At 42.4% G+C, this 20,048-nt stretch carries 16 protein-coding genes and 1 tRNA gene; 6 read left to right on the plus strand and 11 right to left on the minus strand.

All coding sequences use genetic code 11. The features are described from left to right. Positions 1–327 precede the first annotated feature (327 nt). The 9 genes from ACE38W_RS16365 to ACE38W_RS16405 all read right to left on the minus strand — a co-directional run bounded on the left by ACE38W_RS16365 (position 328) and on the right by ACE38W_RS16405 (position 13,559). Positions 328–3,951 carry a cadherin domain-containing protein gene (locus tag ACE38W_RS16365; protein ID WP_375832326.1) on the minus strand — a complete coding sequence of 1,208 codons (3,624 nt, stop codon included), beginning with the start codon at positions 3,949–3,951 and terminating at the stop codon, positions 328–330. Positions 3,952–4,323: 372 nt separating this feature from the next. Continuing rightward, positions 4,324–5,172, minus strand: a complete 849-nt coding sequence (locus tag ACE38W_RS16370; protein ID WP_375832327.1) for a class I SAM-dependent methyltransferase — start codon at positions 5,170–5,172, stop codon at positions 4,324–4,326. 183 nt (positions 5,173–5,355) lie between these two features. Beyond that, positions 5,356–6,144, minus strand: a complete 789-nt coding sequence (locus tag ACE38W_RS16375; protein WP_375832328.1) for a DUF6597 domain-containing transcriptional factor — start codon at positions 6,142–6,144, stop codon at positions 5,356–5,358. A 386-nt stretch (positions 6,145–6,530) separates the two neighbouring features. Beyond that, the gene (locus ACE38W_RS16380; RefSeq protein WP_375832329.1) at positions 6,531–6,944 is read right to left on the minus strand and encodes an arsenate reductase ArsC; all 414 of its coding nucleotides are present in this window, start codon (positions 6,942–6,944) and stop codon (positions 6,531–6,533) included. 28 nt (positions 6,945–6,972) lie between these two features. Next, entirely contained in the window at positions 6,973–8,049 is a 1,077-nt protein-coding gene (gene arsB, locus ACE38W_RS16385; RefSeq protein WP_375832330.1) for an ACR3 family arsenite efflux transporter, read from the minus strand. Between the two features lie 48 nt (positions 8,050–8,097). Beyond that, positions 8,098–8,937, minus strand: coding sequence for an arsenite methyltransferase (locus ACE38W_RS16390; RefSeq protein ID WP_375832331.1), 840 nt, complete (start codon positions 8,935–8,937; stop codon positions 8,098–8,100). A gap of 54 nt (positions 8,938–8,991) precedes the next feature. Beyond that, the gene (locus ACE38W_RS16395) at positions 8,992–9,321 is read right to left on the minus strand and encodes an ArsR/SmtB family transcription factor (protein WP_375832332.1); all 330 of its coding nucleotides are present in this window, start codon (positions 9,319–9,321) and stop codon (positions 8,992–8,994) included. A gap of 284 nt (positions 9,322–9,605) precedes the next feature. After that, positions 9,606–12,902 (minus strand): hypothetical protein, encoded by a 3,297-nt coding sequence (locus ACE38W_RS16400; protein WP_375832333.1) that lies wholly within the window; start codon positions 12,900–12,902, stop codon positions 9,606–9,608. A 258-nt stretch (positions 12,903–13,160) separates the two neighbouring features. Continuing rightward, positions 13,161–13,559: an NUDIX domain-containing protein gene (locus ACE38W_RS16405; RefSeq protein WP_375832334.1), complete on the minus strand. Its 399-nt coding sequence runs from the start codon at positions 13,557–13,559 to the stop codon at positions 13,161–13,163. A 171-nt stretch (positions 13,560–13,730) separates the two neighbouring features. Here ACE38W_RS16405 and ACE38W_RS16410 point away from each other — a divergent pair, with 171 nt between their 5' ends. The 6 genes from ACE38W_RS16410 (at position 13,731) to ACE38W_RS16435 (ending at position 18,656) form a co-directional block, all read left to right on the plus strand. Next, positions 13,731–14,555, plus strand: coding sequence for a helix-turn-helix domain-containing protein (locus tag ACE38W_RS16410; RefSeq protein ID WP_375832335.1), 825 nt, complete (start codon positions 13,731–13,733; stop codon positions 14,553–14,555). 11 nt (positions 14,556–14,566) lie between these two features. Further along, positions 14,567–15,364 (plus strand): SDR family NAD(P)-dependent oxidoreductase, encoded by a 798-nt coding sequence (locus tag ACE38W_RS16415; RefSeq protein WP_375832336.1) that lies wholly within the window; start codon positions 14,567–14,569, stop codon positions 15,362–15,364. A 227-nt stretch (positions 15,365–15,591) separates the two neighbouring features. After that, positions 15,592–16,188 carry a Crp/Fnr family transcriptional regulator gene (locus tag ACE38W_RS16420; protein ID WP_375832337.1) on the plus strand — a complete coding sequence of 199 codons (597 nt, stop codon included), beginning with the start codon at positions 15,592–15,594 and terminating at the stop codon, positions 16,186–16,188. 83 nt (positions 16,189–16,271) lie between these two features. Then, on the plus strand, positions 16,272–17,393 hold the full coding sequence (locus ACE38W_RS16425; RefSeq protein ID WP_375832338.1) for an NADH:flavin oxidoreductase: 1,122 nt from the start codon (positions 16,272–16,274) through the stop codon (positions 17,391–17,393). Positions 17,394–17,470: 77 nt separating this feature from the next. After that, positions 17,471–17,878, plus strand: a complete 408-nt coding sequence (locus tag ACE38W_RS16430) for a RidA family protein (RefSeq protein WP_375832339.1) — start codon at positions 17,471–17,473, stop codon at positions 17,876–17,878. A 148-nt stretch (positions 17,879–18,026) separates the two neighbouring features. Beyond that, positions 18,027–18,656: a hypothetical protein gene (locus tag ACE38W_RS16435; RefSeq protein WP_375832340.1), complete on the plus strand. Its 630-nt coding sequence runs from the start codon at positions 18,027–18,029 to the stop codon at positions 18,654–18,656. 395 nt (positions 18,657–19,051) lie between these two features. Here the strand turns inward: ACE38W_RS16435 and ACE38W_RS16440 are convergent. Together ACE38W_RS16440 and ACE38W_RS16445 are read right to left on the minus strand one after the other, a co-directional pair. Then, positions 19,052–19,124: transfer RNA gene (locus tag ACE38W_RS16440), tRNA-Lys, on the minus strand. Positions 19,125–19,188: 64 nt separating this feature from the next. Then, a complete protein-coding gene (locus ACE38W_RS16445) occupies positions 19,189–19,986 on the minus strand; it encodes an MBL fold metallo-hydrolase (RefSeq protein ID WP_375832341.1) in 798 nt (265 codons plus the stop codon). Positions 19,987–20,048: the final 62 nt, after the last annotated feature.

The raw sequence follows: 20,048 nt of genomic DNA on the forward strand, positions 1-20,048 counted from the left end.
CATGGTGGATTAATTGAATAGTTATTCCTCTCCTGTCTTTAGCCAATGTGGCTATGCCATGGAGCGGTTGTTCAGCATGGAAAATTACAGGTATTGTGAATCAGCATAAGTTAGGCCATGCGGGGTGCTTGAATCGTCGGGGAGGAGCAATGAAACAGGAAGTAAGTTACAAAACCATTAAGGAGTCCTCACAGCAGTGTTTGAATCTTGCAAAAAATGTTGTACTAAAAACAAGGTAGACGTCTTCCTTGATAATCTACCAATAAAAAAACCAACTGATAAAGGTGATATCAGTTGGTTTTTTATTGGATATTATTTTTTTGAAAATCAACGATTTTGAATAATCGAGATATATCCTTTATATAACTGTGGCTTTCCTTCGCTAACAACTTCAAAAATATAGTAGTAAGTGCCTTCTGCAAGCAGCGAACCATTTACTTTCCCATCCCATTGGTTATCATAATTTTTGCGAGAGTAGACTATTCTGCCGGCTCTGTCGAAGACCTTTAATTCGTTGTTCGTATAGGCGGCAATGTTACGAATGCGGAAGAAATCGTTGATGCCGTCGCCGTTAGGTGTCAGGATATTGGTAGCATCCATTTTAAACGCCTGGTTTACAGTGAGGGTGAGCGCTCCCGTGCTTTCACAACCATTATTATCTGTTACAGTTACCTGGTAAGTATTGTTTGCATCTGCTATGATGGAGAGTACAGGGGTATGCTGTCCATTGATCATGCCTATGGTATTAGACCACTCATAAACGACGCCCCCAGTGGCTGTAAGCTGTAGTTGCGTGCCTTTGTCGACTGTGAGGCCCTGGCTGCTGGTAATAGCGACGGCAGGTAAAGCGTTGATGCGAAGCGCGAAAGTAGTACTGACTTCATCAATACCGCCATTAGCTGTGCCGCCATTGTCTTTAATTTTAACCGTCAATAGGGCGGTACCAGTTACCTGTGGCTTCATGGTAAGCAGAAGGGCAGCAGTGCCATTCCCATTGTCTTTTATGCTAAGTACATTAAAGTAAGGTTGATCTGCTGTTACAGAAAGTTGAACTGTCTGGTTTTTATCTTCACCTGCGCTGATGCCGGTAAGCATAATCTGTTGGGTTGCTGGATCATAACAGAAAGATTGATCCGCCACAGGATTGATGCCTGGGATTTCATTGACATCAATGATAGTTATCAGGAACGGTAATTCAAAGGTAAGTCCGTTGTTATCGGTAACGCGCACACGAACTTTATACTGACTTTTGTTTTCGTAGTTGTATGATGCCGCAGATTTTAATTGGTAGCCACTAATCATGAATTGTGCGTTATCATCGCTTCCGTTGCCAGCAACTAAAGCATAAGTAAAGCTGCTGCCAGCATCCGGGTCAGTAGCACTGAAACTACCTATCACCTTGCCTGCAGGTTGATTTTCCGGAATACTGTTATTGCTGATTGTAAGATTGGTGGGTGCTTCGTTTACATCTGTAACATTTATAATAAAGACATTTTCCAGCGATAACCCTCCATTATCGGTAACGCGTATACGAACAGTGTATTGTGATTTTGTTTCGAAGTCGAAGCTGGCAGCAGCCTGTAATTGATTGCCGATGATCGTAAATGTGCTATTGTCATCGCTACCAGTGCCTGTTACCAGCGAATAGGTAAAACTACTATTCGCATCCGGATCTGTGGTGCTGAAACTGCCAATCACCGTACCCGCTGGCTGATTTTCCGGAATACTGTTGTTGCTGATTGTAAGATTGGTGGGTGCTTCGTTTACGTCTGTAACATTAATAATAAAGACATTTTCCAGCGATAATCCTCCATTATCGGTTACGCGTACACGAATGGTGTATTGTGATTTCGTTTCGAAGTCGAAGCTGGTTGCGGCTTGTAAATTGTTGCCTGAAATCGTGAATGCGTTATTATCATCGCTTCCGTTGCCAGCAACTAAGGCGTAAGTGAAGCTGCTGCCTGCATCCGGGTCTGCTGTGCTGAAACTGCCTAGCACCACTCCTGCGGGCTGATTTTCCGGAATACTGTTGTTGCTGATTGTAAGATTGGTGGGTGCTTCGTTTATATCTGTAACATTTATAATAAAGATATTTTCCAGCGATAATCCTCCATTATCGGTTACGCGTACACGAATGGTATATTGTGATTTCGTTTCGAAGTCGAAGCTGGCTGCGGCTTGCAAGTTGTTTCCGGAAATCGTGAATGCGTTATTGTCGTTGCTTCCATTGCCAGCTACGAGTGTGTAAGTAAAGCTGCTGCCTGCATCTGGGTCCGTAGCGCTGAAACTGCCTATCACCGTGCCCGTTGGCTTATTTTCAGCAATGCTGTTATTGCTGAGTGTAAGAGCGGTGGGTGGTTCCATTTTGTCAATAACTGAAATAGTGAAGATTTTCTCGAAAGTTGCGCCTTTGCTATCGGTTACGCGTACACGAATACTGTATTGCGATTTAGTCTCATAATCAAAGCTAATGGCAGATTGCAATTGGTTACCATTGATAACAAAAGCATTATTGTCAATACTGCCTATGCCGGCGACCAGCGTATAGGTAAAAATATCGTTTATGTCCGGGTCTGTAGCGCTGAAAGAGCCAATGGTATTACCTATAGTGTTGTTCTCTCCAACACTCGAGAACGACAGATTAATGTCAGAAGGAGCGGTATTGGTAGACAATAAATGAATGGCTACGTCTTGCGGCGCACTGGTGTTGAGATCATCTGTAACAGTGACCCTAATATAGCAGGTGGTCCCAAAAACAGTACTTAAAGCATTGTCATTTACAGTGATCTGGCCAGTAGTAGCATTTATCTTAAAATCCGGGATACCATTACTATTTTGGTCTGAGTTGGTGGAAATAATCCAATTGTTGAGAATACCTGATGCGTCGTTGGCGTTTACCATGGCTACACTTGTTCCAACTGCACTGAATTCCGGTATGTTAAATTGCTGATTGGCAAGAATAACAGGGGCGATATTGTCATAGGAGAGTGTCAGTACAGTAGTTAGCAGGTTGGGATTTCCAGCGAGATCTGTTACCTGGCCGCCTGGAATGGAAATAGTTACAGGATTAGCCAGAGGATTAGCAAGAAAGGAATAAGTTTTACCCGGGAAAGCTCCTGCCAGGTTGCTGACAGTCCCGTTACTTGCAACGATATCAGCCAGACTGAAATCTGTCACTGGCTCTGAAAAATATACTGTCAGTGTGGTGGGGCTGTTTATTCTCAGTTTAGGTGATGTTATTACAGCGGTGGGTTTTGTTACATCATATAGTACTTCCAATCTGTTGGAGAATAGAAACGTATTAGTGAATACATCATGTAATGTATTGTCTGGGATAAAGACCTGGACAGGGCCTTCAGCTGTTGGCACAATATTAAAAATGAAGTCATTAGGATTGGCACTGGCAGGATCATCCCCTAATGAATTGATCGTGCCATTTACAACCGTTATCTTCGATTGAAACAGGTCAGCGGATGTCCTGTCTAAATGTAGTTTTACCACAAATGATCCGTTTACATTGCTTTTAGCAGTTTGCAGCAATGCAGCAGGCCTGGTGACATCATAGGCTACAGACAAAGTGTTGGAGGCCGTATTTCCATTGCCAATGGTATCTGTAACCACATTTGCCGGCACCGAGATCGTAACGGGAGTGCCACTTATTAAAGGTGCTACCGTTATTCTGTAGCTACTGTCTGAAGTTTGGATGAGATTAGCAAGGGCTCCATTACTAAAAGAGATATTGGAGATGCTGAGCAAACTTACCACCTTGCTAAAAGTGATATTTACCGTAAAAATCGTATTGACGCTGGTAAACTCAGAGGTTACGGTGGCTGCAGGCGGAACTTCTGCCACTGTCTCGGAGCGGTGGCTGCTTGTTTTCGCATTAGCCATCACCATATTGGACATGCCAGATAGAAGTATTATCAGTCCCGCAATAATATGCAATTGCATGAATTGGTTGCATCTCTTCGATGTAATTAAAAGCTGTTGCATCATAGGTTCGAAAGCATATCCACCTCCAAGGAAGGCAGTTATTGAAATGAATTTTAAAGGAATAGCGTTGTACTGCCTCCAGGCTGCACGCTGCACGTTGGGGGTTTGTCTCAGGATTGGTTAAATACTGGTATATCCTTCATTATAATTGAATATTTCATAGGATATAAGGTAAAAATAATAAAATGCATGTTATTTTCCGGGAAATGTTATAGAAACTGCGTATAGGCGGTGGGGTTAATAGTGCCGATAGAAAATGCGGTTTTTGTAAAAACAAAAAAGCGCCTATACGAAGTAGACGCTTTTAATATTGTTAAAAGGATTATTCGTTTATATCGTTGCCACCAGCAATATTTCTCCGCTAGCGGGAAAAAGATCATCAGTACGGTCTTTAAAATACAGGTCACCCATGTCTTTCGTTGAAATTGTTTGGATCTCTTTGAAACCGATATCCGCTGCCATCTGCCTGATCTCTTCGGTTGAATAGAAGCTGACAAAAGGTGTCCCTGCCGCCGCGGCGCCTTTAATGGCCATTTCCATAAGTGGCTGGTCTTCTGCGTCGAGCAAGGCTAGTGGTAGATAAAAGGCAATGGCAATAGTGGAGCCCTCCGCCAGCGAAGTTAGTTTCCGTAGTGTGTCCAAAATCGCCTCTTTGGTAAGATATAGGGTAACGCCAATGCAGGAAACAAATGTTTGCTGACGGATGTCGAAACCAGCATGAAGCAGCTCTTCCCACCAAGAAGACGTTTCAAAGTTTACCGGTACAAAATGCAGGCTGGCAGGAATTTCAAAACCATTTTCGAGCAGTTTTTCTTTTTTCCAGGCTAAAGTATCCGGTTGATCAATTTCGTATATGCTTAACCGGGAGATCGCCGTTTTGTTTCTTTGAGCAAAACTATCCAGCCCGGCACCCAGTAATACATATTGCTGCACACCTTTTTCGGTTTGTGCTTTTGCCAGATCTTCGATGAAGCGTGAACGGGCAACAATTGAAGCCCTTAGTCGTTTGGTGTACTTCATATCAGGGCGTTCCTGCCAGTCATCTGTAGGCGCTATGAGTTGCAATCCCACCGTATCCTCCAGTATATGCGGTTTATCATCCACCAGTACATGCAAAGCTCGCCATAATGCGGTTCTTACTGCGGTGTTATCAGGTTGAGGAATTTTTCTTGTTTCCATTTTCTTTTTTATAGAAATTAATATTATCTGTCAACACCGTTGAATAGAATTGTTTGGCCCTGTTGAAGTCTGAAGTATATCTCCCACCAATTAATGACATTTTTAATGTTATTCTGATTTATATTACTCGGTAAAGCTACCTGCTGATAATTTCAAAAAATTGTAAAAACCCGACAGCCGTGATTATTTCCAGTCCGGAAAATTGGGAAATTGCTGATGCAAATTTTGTAGAAATGCTTTGGGTGTAGTGCCTGCAAAAAATTTAAAATCACGAATAAAGTGTGATTGATCGAAATAATTTTCCAGGTAGGCGATTTCTGTCAAAGTGGTATTGCGCGTGTTTCGCAGCATTTTCAATGTGGCCTGGAATCGGCAGATTCTCGCATATAATTTGGGAGAGATGCCTACATGATGTTTGAATAGGCGTTCTAAAGATCGTTCGGATATTTGTAAAGCCTCTTGTAGTTGCCTTAATGTCTTGCCTTGCTCCAATTGCAGGAGTGCATGTTGGATATTGGCATTTTCCGGATGATGTCCGTCAGTGAGCTGTAGAAAGCACTGTTCCAGCACAGCAATTTTCTGCGATAGAACGGGTGTATTTAAAAGTTGATCGTTGATTGTATTTTTGATGAGATCGTTGACGGCTATATGTTTTTCCGTTAGTTCACTGGCAGCTATGCCGAAAACCGATGATAGTGCTGTAGGTTGAAAGCAAACGCCTATATTTCGGAAAGTTCCTGATGCATTGAGTTCAGCATAATGCGTAGCTTGTCCGAATATAAAAGTTTGGGGTAATGATTGCTTGTCGCTATTTTCAAATGCTGATGGATTTTCCTGGAAAACCAGGCCGGGTAAGCCTTCTGGGATTAGCTTAAGTTTCTCCGTATAGTCGATGCGTTTATTTTCCAATACCCAGAAGTACCGGATATATGGCCGGAGTGGGAGTATTGGTGGTATGATACGAGCATCCATTGTCTAATGAAGGTTATCATTTAATACAAACTAAAATTAAGCATTTTTAAACAACATGATTTGTTACCAGATATATACAGATTTACTGGATAATATTAATTTTTTAGTACCATAGATAAACAAATTAGTATTTTATTGGTCAAAGCAGAGGCCGACAGTTAGCCAGCAGCAAAGACATTGAGGTTATCACGGATGCATTTCCATTATAGGAATTACCTGCAGCTGTGAATAAAAAAAGGGATATCCTGTGGTAACAGGATATCCCTAATGAATTAGCCATATTGGAAGAGTACACTTACATGAGTATAACCTGCTGCTATATTTGTAGCGGTTATTCTTCGAGCTCATTGCTCAATTCCTTCCATATGTTGGTTACGGTTGTTGCATCAGAGGTTGGCTGCTACAAAGGATTGGGTGTAATCTTTGATAATTTGGCGAACTGTTCTGAATTGCTGCATGATCTCTTCTTCAGTTCCCGTAGCTTTTGCAGGGTCAGGGAAGTTTTCATGGAATTTTTGCGCAGTGCTTGGGAAAAACGGACATCTTTCTTTGGCGTTGTCGCAAACGGTTATAACAAAGTCGAAGGGTATGTCCTGATACTCCGTAATGTTATTGGAGGTATGCCCTGAAATATCGATGCCATCTTCTGTCATGGTAGCAATGGCACGCGGATTGACGCCATGCGTTTCTACGCCAGCGCTATAAACCACTGCTTTATCTCCGGCAAAATATCGTAAATAGCCTTCTGCGATTTGGCTCCGGCAGCTGTTGCCGGTACAAAGGACAAGGATTTTTTTCATGTGTTGTTTAGTATAATAGGTGGAAGGTTTATGCTTTTATAGTGTTATTGGGCGAGTGGTACCATTTCTTCCGAAGCCAGAAAGCCACGTTTACCAGGGCGATGAGTGCAGGCACTTCAACCAGCGGCCCAATTACGCCAACGAAAGCCTGACCGGAATTGATACCAAATACGCCGATGGCTACTGCAATAGCCAGCTCAAAGTTATTACCAGCCGCAGTGAAGGCAATGGCCGTATTCCGGGAATAATCGGCGCCCATTGTTTTACCGAGGAGGAAACTTACGAAAAACATAATGGCAAAATAAATTACCAGAGGAATGGCTATTCTGATAACATCAAAAGGTATCTGCACAATCAATTCGCCTTTAAGACTGAACATCACTACGATGGTAAACAATAAAGCTATTAACGTAATGGGAGAGATGAAGGGCACAAATTTTTCTTGATACCATTGTTCTCCTTTCCATGTAATCAGGCTGTAACGGCTGATAATGCCTGCTGCAAACGGGATACCCAAATAGATGCCGACGCTTTTAGCGATTTCGCTGATGGAAATGGCTACAGTCAGGCCTTTCATGCCAAAAATAGTTGGTAGCCAAGTAATGAAAACGTAGGCGTAAACACTATACAGTAACACCTGGAAGATGCTGTTTAACGCAACTAAGCCAGCAGCGTATTCGCGGTTGCCATCTGCCAATTCGTTCCATACGATGACCATCGCGATACAACGGGCTAGCCCAATCAAAATAAGGCCAGTCATATATTCCGGATAGCCGTGTAAAAACAGTGCTGCCAACACGAACATGAGGATAGGGCCCACTACCCAGTTTAGCAGGAGAGAAGTGGTCAATACTTTTGTATTGCGGAATACTTCTCCCATGTTTTCATATTTCACCTTAGCCAGCGGCGGATACATCATCAATATCAGGCCTATTGCCAGTGGTATGTTGGTAGTGCCTGAAGAAAAAGAGTTGATGAAGCCCGATGAGGAGGGGAAAAAGTATCCGATACCAATGCCGATGACCATTGCCAGTAGTATCCACAAGGTCAGGTAGCGGTCCAGGAAGCCTAGTTGTTTCCGTTGTCCAGGATTGCAGTTTTGCATGATGATGCAGTATATATTTTCTAAAAGTCAGGAATACAATTCGGCCGATTAGCAGCAGCCAGGAGGGCAGCAAGCGGCATCGGATGGTTTTTCTGCATATACCGTAATGCTGTAGATGCCGGTATTACCTGAGCGGAAAGCCGCCATTTCTTCGGCGTTCAGGTAGTTGGAAAGAATATCATCCGGAATAGTAATGGTTTTTTCCTTTTGAATGCTGATATTTTTGAATCCATTGTTGTGTATCAAGTCAAGGTATTCTTGTTTTTGTATTGCTCCAGATACGCAACCAGCATACATTTCAGCCGCTTGCTGGATGCTGGCAGGTAAGGTGCCTTGCAATACAATGTCGGAGATACTGAAATGACCGCCAGGTTTCAATACACGGAATATTTCCTTTATCACACCGTTTTTATTGGGCACGAGGTTGAGTACACAATTACTGACTACTACGTCTGCAATGTTGGCTGTTACTGGCATTTTCTCAATATCGCCCTGACGGAATTCCACATTATTAAAGTGTAGTTTCTCGGCGTTGGCCCGTGCTTTTTCAATCATGGCAGATGTAAAGTCGATGCCAATTACTTTTCCTGCTTCTCCGGTTTCCTGTCTGGCGATAAAACAATCATTGCCCGCACCAGAGCCTAAATCAATGACGGTATCTCCTTTTTTGATTTTTGCAAACTGTGTTGGTAGGCCGCAACCCAGTCCCAGATCGGCAGCAGGATTGTATCCTTCCAGTTGGGTATAGTCATCGCTCATGATGTTATATACCTCAGTAGAGCAACATCCGGAGCCGCAGCAGGAAGCCTCGTTGGTAGCCTTGTCCTGTAATGCGATTTCGCTGTACTTCTGTTTCACCAAATCTTTCATTTGTTCATCGGTAGCCATGATAAAAATATTATTGTATTATTGCAATATTGCGATAGATTTAAACAAAAAATTTTAACAACAGGATTGTTGCGGATCTACGTCTTTAAAGAATGCGTTGAACAGCTCTTTATACTGCTTCCATACTTTTGGATTAATGCAGTAGCATACGCTGGCGCCTTCAATGGAGCCTTGTATTATCCCGGCTATTTTCAACTCTTTTAAGTGCTGGGAAGTAGTGGCTTGCGCCAATCCCAGTTCTTCCACCAAATCTCCGCAGACACACGCGTTCTTTTTTACCAGGTACTGCAGGATGGCAATACGGGCAGGATGCGCCAATGCCTTAGCCATGGCGGCTATGTCGTTCTGTTGTTTGGTAAATAGATCTGCCTTTGTTGCACCCATTGATTTATGTTAATGTTATTGTTATATCGCAATATTACGATATAGTTTTAAAAGAACCAATTTTTTATTAATTGGCTCTAAACTGAGAGGTTAGGCAGCAAAAGTCATTGATAGCCAGTATAAGTAAGATCTTAATTTTTTCGGTATCCTTCCCGTTCATTTGAAATGTAAACAGCAAAGCCGCTTCAATCATACGATTTATGCGGCTAATATTTGCTTGACCTTATTTTAAAGTTATTTAACCTTTTGATATTACCACTTACGAATTGTTATACAAATTACCGTTAAGGACGTACCATATAGGTACCTGGTATTTGAAAAGTATGATTATCCCAATTACCACCTGCTTGCCACCATGATGAATAAACTTTACCATCACTTCCAACCCAGAATATATCTATATGGTTTGGTTCTCTGGATGTACTTGTAATTATGGTTCCTGTTGCAGGTGGTGGATAACTTCCTGGTATTGAAAAAACGTGATTATTCCATGTGTCGCCTGAGTGCCACCATGAGGAATAGACTTTTCCATCATTTCCAATCCAAAAAATATCTACATGGTTTGGTTCTCTGGAAAGGCAAGTGATATTTGTTTCAGCGACCGGCGGTGGATATTCTCCTGGTATTTGAAAAACATGGTTATCCCAGGTAGTGCCAGCATGCCACCATGAGGAATAAACTTTTCCATCATTTCCAATCCAAAAAATATCTACATGGTTTGGTTCTCTGGAAATACTGGTAAAATTAGTTCCTGGCGCTGGTGGTGGATATTCTCCTGGTATTTGAAAAACATGATTATCCCAGGTAGTGCCAGCATGCCACCATGACGAATAAATTTTTCCATCATTTCCAATCCAGAAAATATCCAGGTGGTTGGGTTCTCTGGAAACGCTGGTAATATTAGTTCCAGCTTCAGGGGCAGGATATTCTCCTGGTATCAGAAAAACGTGATTATCCCAGGTTGTATCCGCATGCCACCATGATGAATAAATTTTTCCATCATCTCCAACCCAGAAAATATCTACATGGTTAGGTTCTCTGGAAATGCTGGTAACATTCGTTCCAGGTGCCGGCGGTGGATAGTTTCCTGGTATTTGGAAAACATGATTATCCCAGGTAGTGCCGGTATGCCACCAGGATGAATATATTTTTCCATCATTTCCAGTCCAGAAAATATCTACATGGTTAGGGTTTCTGGAACAACTTGTAATAGTGGTTCCAGGCGCCGGCGGTGGATAGTTTCCAGGTATTGGAAAAATGTGGTTATCCCAGGTATTCCCGATATTCCACCAGGATGAATAAATCTTTTCATCATCACCAATCCAAAATATATCTACATGGTTAGGATTTCGGCTAACAGAAAAACCACCATTGTTTTTGGTAACTGATGGAACTACTATTTCATATGTTCCTGGTATCTGGAAAGCATGATTATCCCAATTGCCACCGGTATGCCACCAGGATGAATAAAGTTTCCCATCATTCCCAATCCAGAAAATATCCAAGTGGTTGGGTTCTCTCGAAACACTTGAGATATTTGTTCCCGGAGCAGGAGCTATATAATTTCCAGGTACTTGAAAAACATGTTCATTCCAGGTCCCTCCGACATGCCACCAGGATGAATAGACCATTCCATCGTTTCCAATCCAGAAAATATCCAGGTGGTTAGATTCTCTGCATACGCTCGCGATATTTGTGCTGGGCGCTGGCTGTGGATAGTTTCCTGGCACTTGGAAAACATGATTATCCCAGTTACCACCCGCATGCCACCAGGAAGAATAAATCTTTCCATCGTTTCCAATCCAGAAAATATCCAGGTGGTTAGGTTCTCTGGAAATGCTGGTGATTTTCGTTCCCGGTGCTGGCGGTGGATAATTTCCTGGTATTTGGAAAACATGATTATCCCAGTTACCACCCGCATGCCACCAGGAGGAATAAATCTTTCCATCGTTGCCGGTCCAGAATATATCTACGTGGTTTGGTTCTCTGGAAACGCTGGTAATATTCGTTCCAGGCGCCGGCTGGGAATAATTTCCTGGTATTGGGAAAACATGATTGTCCCAGTTACTACCCGCATGCCACCAGGAAGAATAGATTTTTCCATCACTGCCAATCCAGAATATATCCAGATGGTTTGGCTCTCTTGAGACGCTGGTGATTTTCGTTCCCGGCGCAGGGGGTGGATAGTTTCCTGGTATTTGAAATACGTGATTATCCCAGTTGCCACCCGCATGCCACCAGGAAGAATAAATTTTTCCATCGCTGCCAATCCAGAATATATCTAAATGATTTGGCTCCCTTGATACGCTGGTAATATTTGTTCCTGGCGCCGGGGGCGGATAGTTTCCTGGTATTTGAAATACATGATTATCCCAGTTGCCGCCAGCATGCCACCAGGAAGAATATATCCTGCCATCGTTACCAACCCAGAATACATCTAAATGATTGGGTTCACGACTGATCGAAAAGTCAAAGGAATTCCTGGTTGCGGGCGGTAAAACACGGGGAAAATAATCCCTTCTTTCATAATTGGTTCTGAACAATGCATATATGGGTTTACCATCATTTTTGCTATATACTGCATTAACAGGATCACCGGTGGAGGCAAGACTTAAAGTAAGTGTGATGGTATTATCCAGTTGGAAATTCGGATCGTAAATTCTCATTATTACACGACTTCCGGTCATTCGATAACCATATACGGCTACCTGGTGATTCTTACCCAAATCGCCAGGATTGAGTGACTTTACGCGAATCAGACCAATTGTACTTGGGTGCCCGTTGTCAATATCATTTTTAATCATTGGCCACTCTTCCTTTATTGTTACATAAGCTCTTCCTTGTTGCCCAGCTTGATGTAATACCCCGTCATCTGTGTCGGCATATGCTGGGCTCATGAGTTTTAAATACATGGTTACATCATTTAAAGTAAAGCTTGCCAGCAATCTATCGATAATGTACTTAGTCAGAGGATCATCAGCATTATTAGGAACTGTGTTTATTTGGGGAATAGGTGTTTTAGCTTCATAATAATCCCTGACGGCATATATCATACCACCACATAAACCATTACTTGCATCTCCAAATTTTATATTGCCGATTAAGGGAATATTCTGCAATGCTGGAATTTTATATCCGAAGTCATTCCATTGATTTGGAAACTTGAAACCGCAGGTGGATGGCAGAAAATTCGGTATCAGGATATCTTTAGAAATATCAATGTATAATTCAACGTTTTCATTGTAGCTGTTGTCATTTCCAGTATGCCAAATGGCATAATCATCGGTAATAAATTCATGGAAAGAATTGTAGTGACTACCCACGATGTTACTAGCCAAAGGGTTGTTCCAATGAAAGTAAAATTCTGAATTTCTTCCATCTTCTATTCTATATCGGACATGACCTTCCGTTCCCGTCATGGTGACAGATTCTCCTTCAAAGGAAAGTCGACTGTGCGGTGGAATTGTTTTAGGGGGAGATACGTCCCATGTCCAGGCACCATGGTTTAATACTTCTTCAATTTTTGTCAGTGGAAATCTTGTGAGGTTATTGATACTTACAATTACACTTCTTGCAGGCATACTATTAAATTTAAGTGTTAGAATTATAGGCTCTTTATATTTGGGGAACGGTAGGACCTGGCGACTGAACGCCTGGATTTTGTGGGTTCTTGATCGTCGATACTAATGCGTAGCGCTTGATAAAATTCGGAAATAAGGTTAACGTAGAATTGTAAATTTTCGTCATTCTTGGTGTGCATAAAATGAAAAAAGTTGTCACTACATCGAGCAACAACTTTTATTTTTAGCGAAATATCGAAATGTGAATCAGGATACCTACTAGTCAATCATCTGCTGATCTTTTAAATAATCAAATATCAACATATCAACTGCAGAGATTTTGTCTTTATCTGCAGATGTCAGCCAGGTGAAACTTTCTATTTCTGCACATGCTTTTAACTCGCCTGTGTAATTTGCCGTATAGCAGGTCATCTTTACAGACACGCCATCAGGATGGCTATCTGCCTGTGCTTCAAAGCTGCCTATAAAATGTAGCGTTTGGGGATCCAATTCAACATTAAGCTCTTCTGAAATTTCACGACACAAGGCCTGCGCATCGCTTTCTCCTGGTTCTCTTTTCCCACCTGGAATATAACATTTAGTTTTTCCGAAGGATTTGGTAGATAATATGGACTTATTTTTTATCTCTATCCAGGCAAGTTTGTCTATTATTTTCATGTGCAGCTTTTATAAAGCGTTAAAGTTACATATTTAAGGCTTGTAGCCACTGAACTTTTAAACAAAGAAATTTGAGCTTTTTAACAAAACTTCAAGTAGATAATAGTTGGACCTTTGATCTCGAAATGAGATAACAGCGAACTATGAAGCTGTAAAGTAAAAAAGTGGTATATGAGACATGACCTGCAATATCAGCAACAAACTGCAAACGTTCCCCGCATATTATTAAATTCCTATACTGATGGGAACATAGAAGGGGAGGCATTTGTAACGGATCATATTTTCAGCTATATCATAAGTGGTAAACATGAGGTGTGGCTGAGTGGTATTAAGTATACTTTTGGTGAGGGAGACTTTCGATTCTTCCGCAGCAACCAGCTGGCAAGGTATGTGAAAAGTCCGGTGAGTGGGGTTTTCCGATCGGTAGCTGTGCACATGGATCAGTATACACTGCGGGCGATGAGTGAACAGTACGGCCTGAAAAAAGACCAGACCAATACTTCGGAAGTGCCATTATTAATCCATCCAGATAATCTGTTAAGAGGATATGTAGACTCCTTACAAGCGTATCTTCATCTACCTCAACCGGACCAGCGGCTGATAACACTCAAAACACAAGAGCTGGTATTGCTGCTGATAAAAAATGATACCAGGTTTAAAAATATACTCTTCGACTTTAGTGAACCAGGGAAGCTGGACCTGGAGGCTTTTATGAATCGTCACTACCGTTATAATGTCAGCATGGAACGCTTTGCATTCCTGACTGGGCGTAGTCTTTCCGGGTTTAAGCGCGACTTCGAAAAAATATATCATACAACACCAGGCAAATGGTTAGTTCAAAAGAGATTGCAGGAAGCGAAGTGGCGAATAGAAGACAAAAAAGAGAAGCCTGCCAACCTATACCTCGATCTTGGATTTGAAGACCTCTCACATTTCTCTCATGCTTATAAAAAAGCATTCCGTTATGCACCGAATCGCAAAATAAACATCAAATAAAATAGTAAATAATGGATACACAATTAAAGGGCAAAAGAGCCCTGGTAACCGGTTCTAGTTCCGGTCTGGGCGAAGCCATTGCCAAAATGCTCGCCAGCGAAGGCGCAACTGTTATTATTCATGGCCGTAACATTGAACGAGCTACCCAGGTAGCCGCCAGCATCGTGCGGGCCGGTGGAGCCGCGGATATAGCCATCGGCGATCTAATCACTAATGAAGGTGCAGACGTAGTAGCCGCTGCTGCACTTCAAGCCGGTCCTATCGACATTCTGGTAAATAATGCCGGCGCTACCTCCCACAAATCATGGGGCCAGGCCACAGCAGAAGACTGGCTGGATATTTACAATACCAATGTAGTGGCTTATGTAAGGATGGTGCAACGCATTGTGCCGCAGATGAAGCTACAAGGCTGGGGGAGAGTGATCCACATTGGCGGGGGCCTGGGCATACAGCCCATTAAGGAACAACCACATTATAATGCTACGCTTGCTGCGCGTCATAATATGTCTGTATCACTGGCCCGGCAATTAAAAGAAACCGGTATTACCTCCAATGTAGTATCTCCCGGTGCTATCATCAATCCGATGGTAGAAGAGTGGCTACAACAGGCCGCGCCAAAATTCAACTGGGGAACAGATCCTGAAGAAATAAAATACAAAGCAGTACAGGAGCTGGTTCCAAACGATACCGGCAGGTTTGGAGAACCTGATGAAATTGCAGGGGCGGTAACCTACCTGTGTAGCCGTTATGCGGATTATATCAGCGGTGCTGTCATCCGCGTGGATGGTGGCACAATCCGTTGCCTGTAATCGTTGACAGGCGGTGGTACAAGGACGGCTATGGTCGTCCTTTTGGCGTTTATAGCATAAAATGCAAAGTTTGCGCTTTGTGGCGCGATAAAAGAGACTTCATATTTCATATCCGATAAAAAACAGATATAATAGATAGACAATTTGCGGGCCCGATAGTATTGTACAATAATAATTCATATGCCCATTGCCGTTATTATTATCTTTGAGCGGATTTTTAATAGTATATGTCATTATCTTCCAACTACTATGATATGATCATTGCTCATATCAGCGCCAGGGTCATTTTAACAGAAGAAGAAAAACAACGTTTCTGTGATGCTTTAGTAATGCGGCAATTATTGCCCAGGCAATACCTGCTGCAACAAGGCGATATCTGTAGACATGAAAACTTCGTCTGTAAAGGATTACTGCGTTCTTTTTATGTAGATGACAAAGGGGATGAGCATACATTGCATTTTGCATTGGAAGACTGGTGGATCTCTGACCTCCAGAGCTTTATCAGACAGGAGCCGGCTAGCCGTAATATTATTGCCATGGAACCTGTCACCGTATTACAGCTTGAAAAACACGCCAGAGAAGAGCTTTTAAGGGAAATACCGGCGCTCGAACGTTTCTGGCGTATACTTAACGAAAATGCATGTGCCTCGCAAGATGAGCGTATCCTTAGCAATATCACCAGCACAGGCGCAGCGCGATATGCGCAGTTGTTAAAGAAATATCCTTCCATAGATCAGCGTATGCCCCTGAAATATATCGCTTCCTTTCTGGGTATTACCCCAGTTTTCTTAAGCCAGATCAGGAAAAAGGAACTGAAAAATTAAATTAGTTTAATTCTATTTATTATAATAGTTATACGTGCAATAGTGGCGCGTGAAATACTTTTGTGTTCATAACAAACATGCTAATGAACACAATAAATCATCCCATATTCAAATCATTTCAGTGGAAGGAACATTCACTGAAAAACAGGCTCACGGTAGCGCCTATGTCGCGCGTAAGCGCCACCACCGGAGGATTGGCAACCGATGAGATGGCGGCCTATTACAGTGCTTTCGCAGCAGGTGGTTTCAGTATGATCATCACTGAAGGGAACTATACAGATGAGACAGCGAGTAAAGGTTATGCACATCAACCCGGACTCACCACCGCCGACCACGCAGCCTCCTGGCAGCCGGTAGTAAAACAGACGAAAGCAAATGGTGCCCTTATCATCGCACAATTAATGCATGCAGGTGCACTTTCCCAATACAATCAGCAAACGCTTGCTCCTTCTGCCATTCAACCAGTGGGTAATAAAATGGCACAATATGGAGGTACTGGTGCTTATCCATTTCCGCAGGCCATGAGCCTGGAGGATATTACCATCGCAAAAAAAGGATTTGTGGATGCTGCCCAATTAGCCATCCGGGCTGGGTTTGATGGTATAGAATTACATGCTGCCAACGGTTATCTCCTCGATCAATTTCTAACCCCTGAACTAAACACCCGTAATGATCAGTATGGTGGCAGCACCAACAACCGGTTTCGTGTCATCGCTGAAATTATCGACGCAATCAGATCGGTGTCTCCGGCGCATTTCCTGGTAGGGATAAGATTATCAGAAGGAAAAGTCAATGACCTCAAATATCGCTGGAAAGATGGAGCAGCCATGGCTGTTGAAATTTTGGAAGAAGTGAAGAACGCAGCCCCCGATTTTGTTCACATCGCTGTTCAGAGTGGAGAGTGGGAGCGAGACAGCTTTTACAGTAATGGTACTTCTTTCGCTGCTTTGGCCAGGCAGATAACTGGTAAGGTGATTATTGCTAACGGCGGAATGCACCAACTCACCAGAGCAGCCAGGGTGATCGAAGAGTTTCATGGAGATCTGCTGTCAATAGGGAAAGCCGCGCTGGCCGATTGCGCCTGGCCATTACACACATTGAATGGCACGCCACCCATCGCTTTTCATCCTGATATGCTATGGCCGGAAGCTACCATCAAACATACCAATACTATTATTCAATCCAATCAATTAATTCATTCATGAAAGGACTTTTTTTAATTCTAATAAGTTTATACAGCTTACATGTTTCTGCACAATCAAACCATTTAAAAAATAATAAAATGAAAATCTCACAAATAAAAATCACTCCAGATCCATATCAACCTTTCCGCCTGGCTCAAGGCTATCGTGTAGGAAATCTTTTATTCATCTCCGGACAAACAGCTATCAATGATGATGGTCAATTAATCGGTATCGGTGATTTTGACAAGCAAGCCGCCAAAGCTTTTGAGAACCTGGAAAAAGTATTGACAGCCGGTGGTTCCAGCCTGAAGAATGTGGTGAAAGTAACTATCATGTTGAAGAGTATGTCCAACTTTGATAAGATCGTGGCGTTAAGAGGTAAATACTTCAAGGCCCCTTATCCCGCGGATACCATACTGGAAGTATCTTCCCTTTTTTCTCCTGATGCGCTGATAGAAATAGAAGCGGTGGCGGTAGCAGATGAGGCTGCAGAATGGGAAAAGTAGTAATGCTAATAACAATGAAGCCCTACCCAATAGCGTAGGGCTTTTTTGTTTTCAGGAAGTAATATTGCTAACTACGTTTATGCTTTTGTGATAAGTCACTTTTCGCCAATTCTTTGTATCATTGGGCATAAAAAATAATTATTCCAGCATGAACTTCAACAAGCGATTGGCACCAGATCTATATTCCTCGTATGCAATTGAAGGCAATCCAGCTTATTTCGAAAAAATGCATGAGGTGGAGTGGCGCGGGCAATTACAATCCAGTACTGGTGGCAGAAAGTTCAGGATAAAGTATTACGGTGAACTGTTCACCTGGGAAGTTAAGCAGCAAGCGACCCACCAGGAAATGCATCGTCGCAACTATGGCAATAACTTCAATGGTCTTATTGCGGAAACGAATGAGGCCCCTGAGCTAATATATGCAGTTGATGCGATCACCGATGAAAAAATACTGTTGTTTGATTATGCTATCCACGGCTATGATAACCTGTTCAACAATGAATGGGATCTCAGCAAAATGCCCCAACGAAATGCGGATAACCTGTACAGAGATGCAGCAGGGAATGAGGTATTTGAAGTAGTTGTAAGTACTTATAATAATGTCGATTATGAGGATGAAGCAGAGGGTTTTGTTCAGGATAATGGTTTTATCCGGTTAATTGATGGGAGAGAAGTAGATATTCCTTTCATGCAGCGTAACGGCTTCGATGCTATTTCAATTATTTTGTATAGTGCAAATGGGGATATGGTGGTTATACATCAACGAGAACTGGCTTAGACTTTCAATTAGGTTATAGTTAGGATAAAGGGAAGTAAACCCTATGCCTGGTTTACTCCTTTTATGACCGCAGGACATTATGCTCTTCGCGATTTAAATAAACCCATAGGTATTAGTTCTTTTGAGTTATCAGAAATAATCCCTGATGACCTTAAAACTCAACTTCCCACAATTGAAGAAATGGAAAGAGAATTAATGAATGAGTAAGGTATTTTCAGTTATTTAAGATCAAGTATTATTCTTTGCTGATAGACCCTTTCCAGAAAAAAGAAAACACTTATTTAGAATTAGTTACAGTTTCCTTTCAGATTTGTTTGACATGATGTACTAAAAACAGAAAAGCCGCTTAAATCCTGTGATTTAAGCGGCTTTAATAAGCTGTGATATTCTTGTTGTGATCCCGCTGGGACTCGAACCCAGGGCCCATACATTAAAAGTGTATTGCTCTACCAACTGAGCTACGGAATCATTCCCTTGAAGGGAGCGCAAAGGTATAAAAAAATATATTTCTCCCAAATTTTTTTTCGATTTTTTAAAAATCTAACGTCAACGCATACACGCTTTTGACAGGAACTTCGAACACACTCGTCTCCTCATAACGACTAGCCACAATGATTTTAGTAGCCGTGCCTTCCTGCTCAAACAACTGCTGCACCAGCTCCGGATTATTGTTGTCCTTGGAAAGATGCGACAGCAAGAGGTGCGTCATATGCGCCGGGCGATGCTCGCGGAAAAGCGTCAGCGCCTGCGTGTTGCTAAGGTGCCCATGACCGCCACGGATCCTGTTTTTCAGGAAATAGGGGTAACGGCCCTGCTCCAGCATCACCTCATCATAGTTGGCCTCCAAAAACGCAGCATGGCATTGTTTGAAATGATGCACGAGCCGCTCACAAGGTGCGCCAATATCTGTAAATACGCCGATTTTTATATCTCTGCAACTCACCACAAAACTATGTGGCTCTATCGCATCATGAAATTTCTGGAAAGCAGTAACCTCTAAATTGCCAATCATAACAGGTTCGTCTGCATTAAAACGACGTACCAGCGATTCTTCTATCACCACACCTCCATGCGACATTGTATTTGCCGTAATATATACCGGCAACTTATGCTTCTTCGATAATACAGCAATACCCCTGATATGGTCAGTATGCTCATGGGAAACAAAAATAGCTTTCACACGGCTCATGTCCAGCCCCAGACGCTTCATACGGCGTTCTGTTTCACGACAGGAAATACCGGCATCTATCAATACCGCCTCCTTGTCATTGCCCACATAATAGCAATTCCCATTACTACCGGAATTTAATGATGTAATATATACTGACATGATGCTGCAAAGAAACCTGATTTTTAACAATTCCGGAAATCTAATCCTAAAGTCAAGATAGA

The sequence above is a fragment of the Chitinophaga sp. Hz27 genome (genome assembly GCF_042263525.1).
In the GTDB taxonomy this organism is placed as follows: domain Bacteria; phylum Bacteroidota; class Bacteroidia; order Chitinophagales; family Chitinophagaceae; genus Chitinophaga.

Excerpts from the sequence above, each read along its gene's own strand:
- ACE38W_RS16365 (WP_375832326.1), bottom strand. The coding sequence starts at position 3,951 with ATGCAATTGCATATTATTGCGGGACTGATAATACTTCTATCTGGCATG.
- ACE38W_RS16370 (WP_375832327.1), bottom strand. The coding sequence starts at position 5,172 with ATGGAAACAAGAAAAATTCCTCAACCTGATAACACCGCAGTAAGAACC.
- ACE38W_RS16375 (WP_375832328.1), bottom strand. The coding sequence starts at position 6,144 with ATGGATGCTCGTATCATACCACCAATACTCCCACTCCGGCCATATATC.
- ACE38W_RS16380 (WP_375832329.1), bottom strand. The coding sequence starts at position 6,944 with ATGAAAAAAATCCTTGTCCTTTGTACCGGCAACAGCTGCCGGAGCCAA.
- arsB (WP_375832330.1), bottom strand. The coding sequence starts at position 8,049 with ATGCAAAACTGCAATCCTGGACAACGGAAACAACTAGGCTTCCTGGAC.
- ACE38W_RS16390 (WP_375832331.1), bottom strand. The coding sequence starts at position 8,937 with ATGGCTACCGATGAACAAATGAAAGATTTGGTGAAACAGAAGTACAGC.
- ACE38W_RS16395 (WP_375832332.1), bottom strand. The coding sequence starts at position 9,321 with ATGGGTGCAACAAAGGCAGATCTATTTACCAAACAACAGAACGACATA.
- ACE38W_RS16400 (WP_375832333.1), bottom strand. The coding sequence starts at position 12,902 with ATGCCTGCAAGAAGTGTAATTGTAAGTATCAATAACCTCACAAGATTT.
- ACE38W_RS16405 (WP_375832334.1), bottom strand. The coding sequence starts at position 13,559 with ATGAAAATAATAGACAAACTTGCCTGGATAGAGATAAAAAATAAGTCC.
- ACE38W_RS16410 (WP_375832335.1), top strand. The coding sequence starts at position 13,731 with ATGAGACATGACCTGCAATATCAGCAACAAACTGCAAACGTTCCCCGC.
- ACE38W_RS16415 (WP_375832336.1), top strand. The coding sequence starts at position 14,567 with ATGGATACACAATTAAAGGGCAAAAGAGCCCTGGTAACCGGTTCTAGT.
- ACE38W_RS16420 (WP_375832337.1), top strand. The coding sequence starts at position 15,592 with ATGTCATTATCTTCCAACTACTATGATATGATCATTGCTCATATCAGC.
- ACE38W_RS16425 (WP_375832338.1), top strand. The coding sequence starts at position 16,272 with ATGAACACAATAAATCATCCCATATTCAAATCATTTCAGTGGAAGGAA.
- ACE38W_RS16430 (WP_375832339.1), top strand. The coding sequence starts at position 17,471 with ATGAAAATCTCACAAATAAAAATCACTCCAGATCCATATCAACCTTTC.
- ACE38W_RS16435 (WP_375832340.1), top strand. The coding sequence starts at position 18,027 with ATGAACTTCAACAAGCGATTGGCACCAGATCTATATTCCTCGTATGCA.
- ACE38W_RS16445 (WP_375832341.1), bottom strand. The coding sequence starts at position 19,986 with ATGTCAGTATATATTACATCATTAAATTCCGGTAGTAATGGGAATTGC.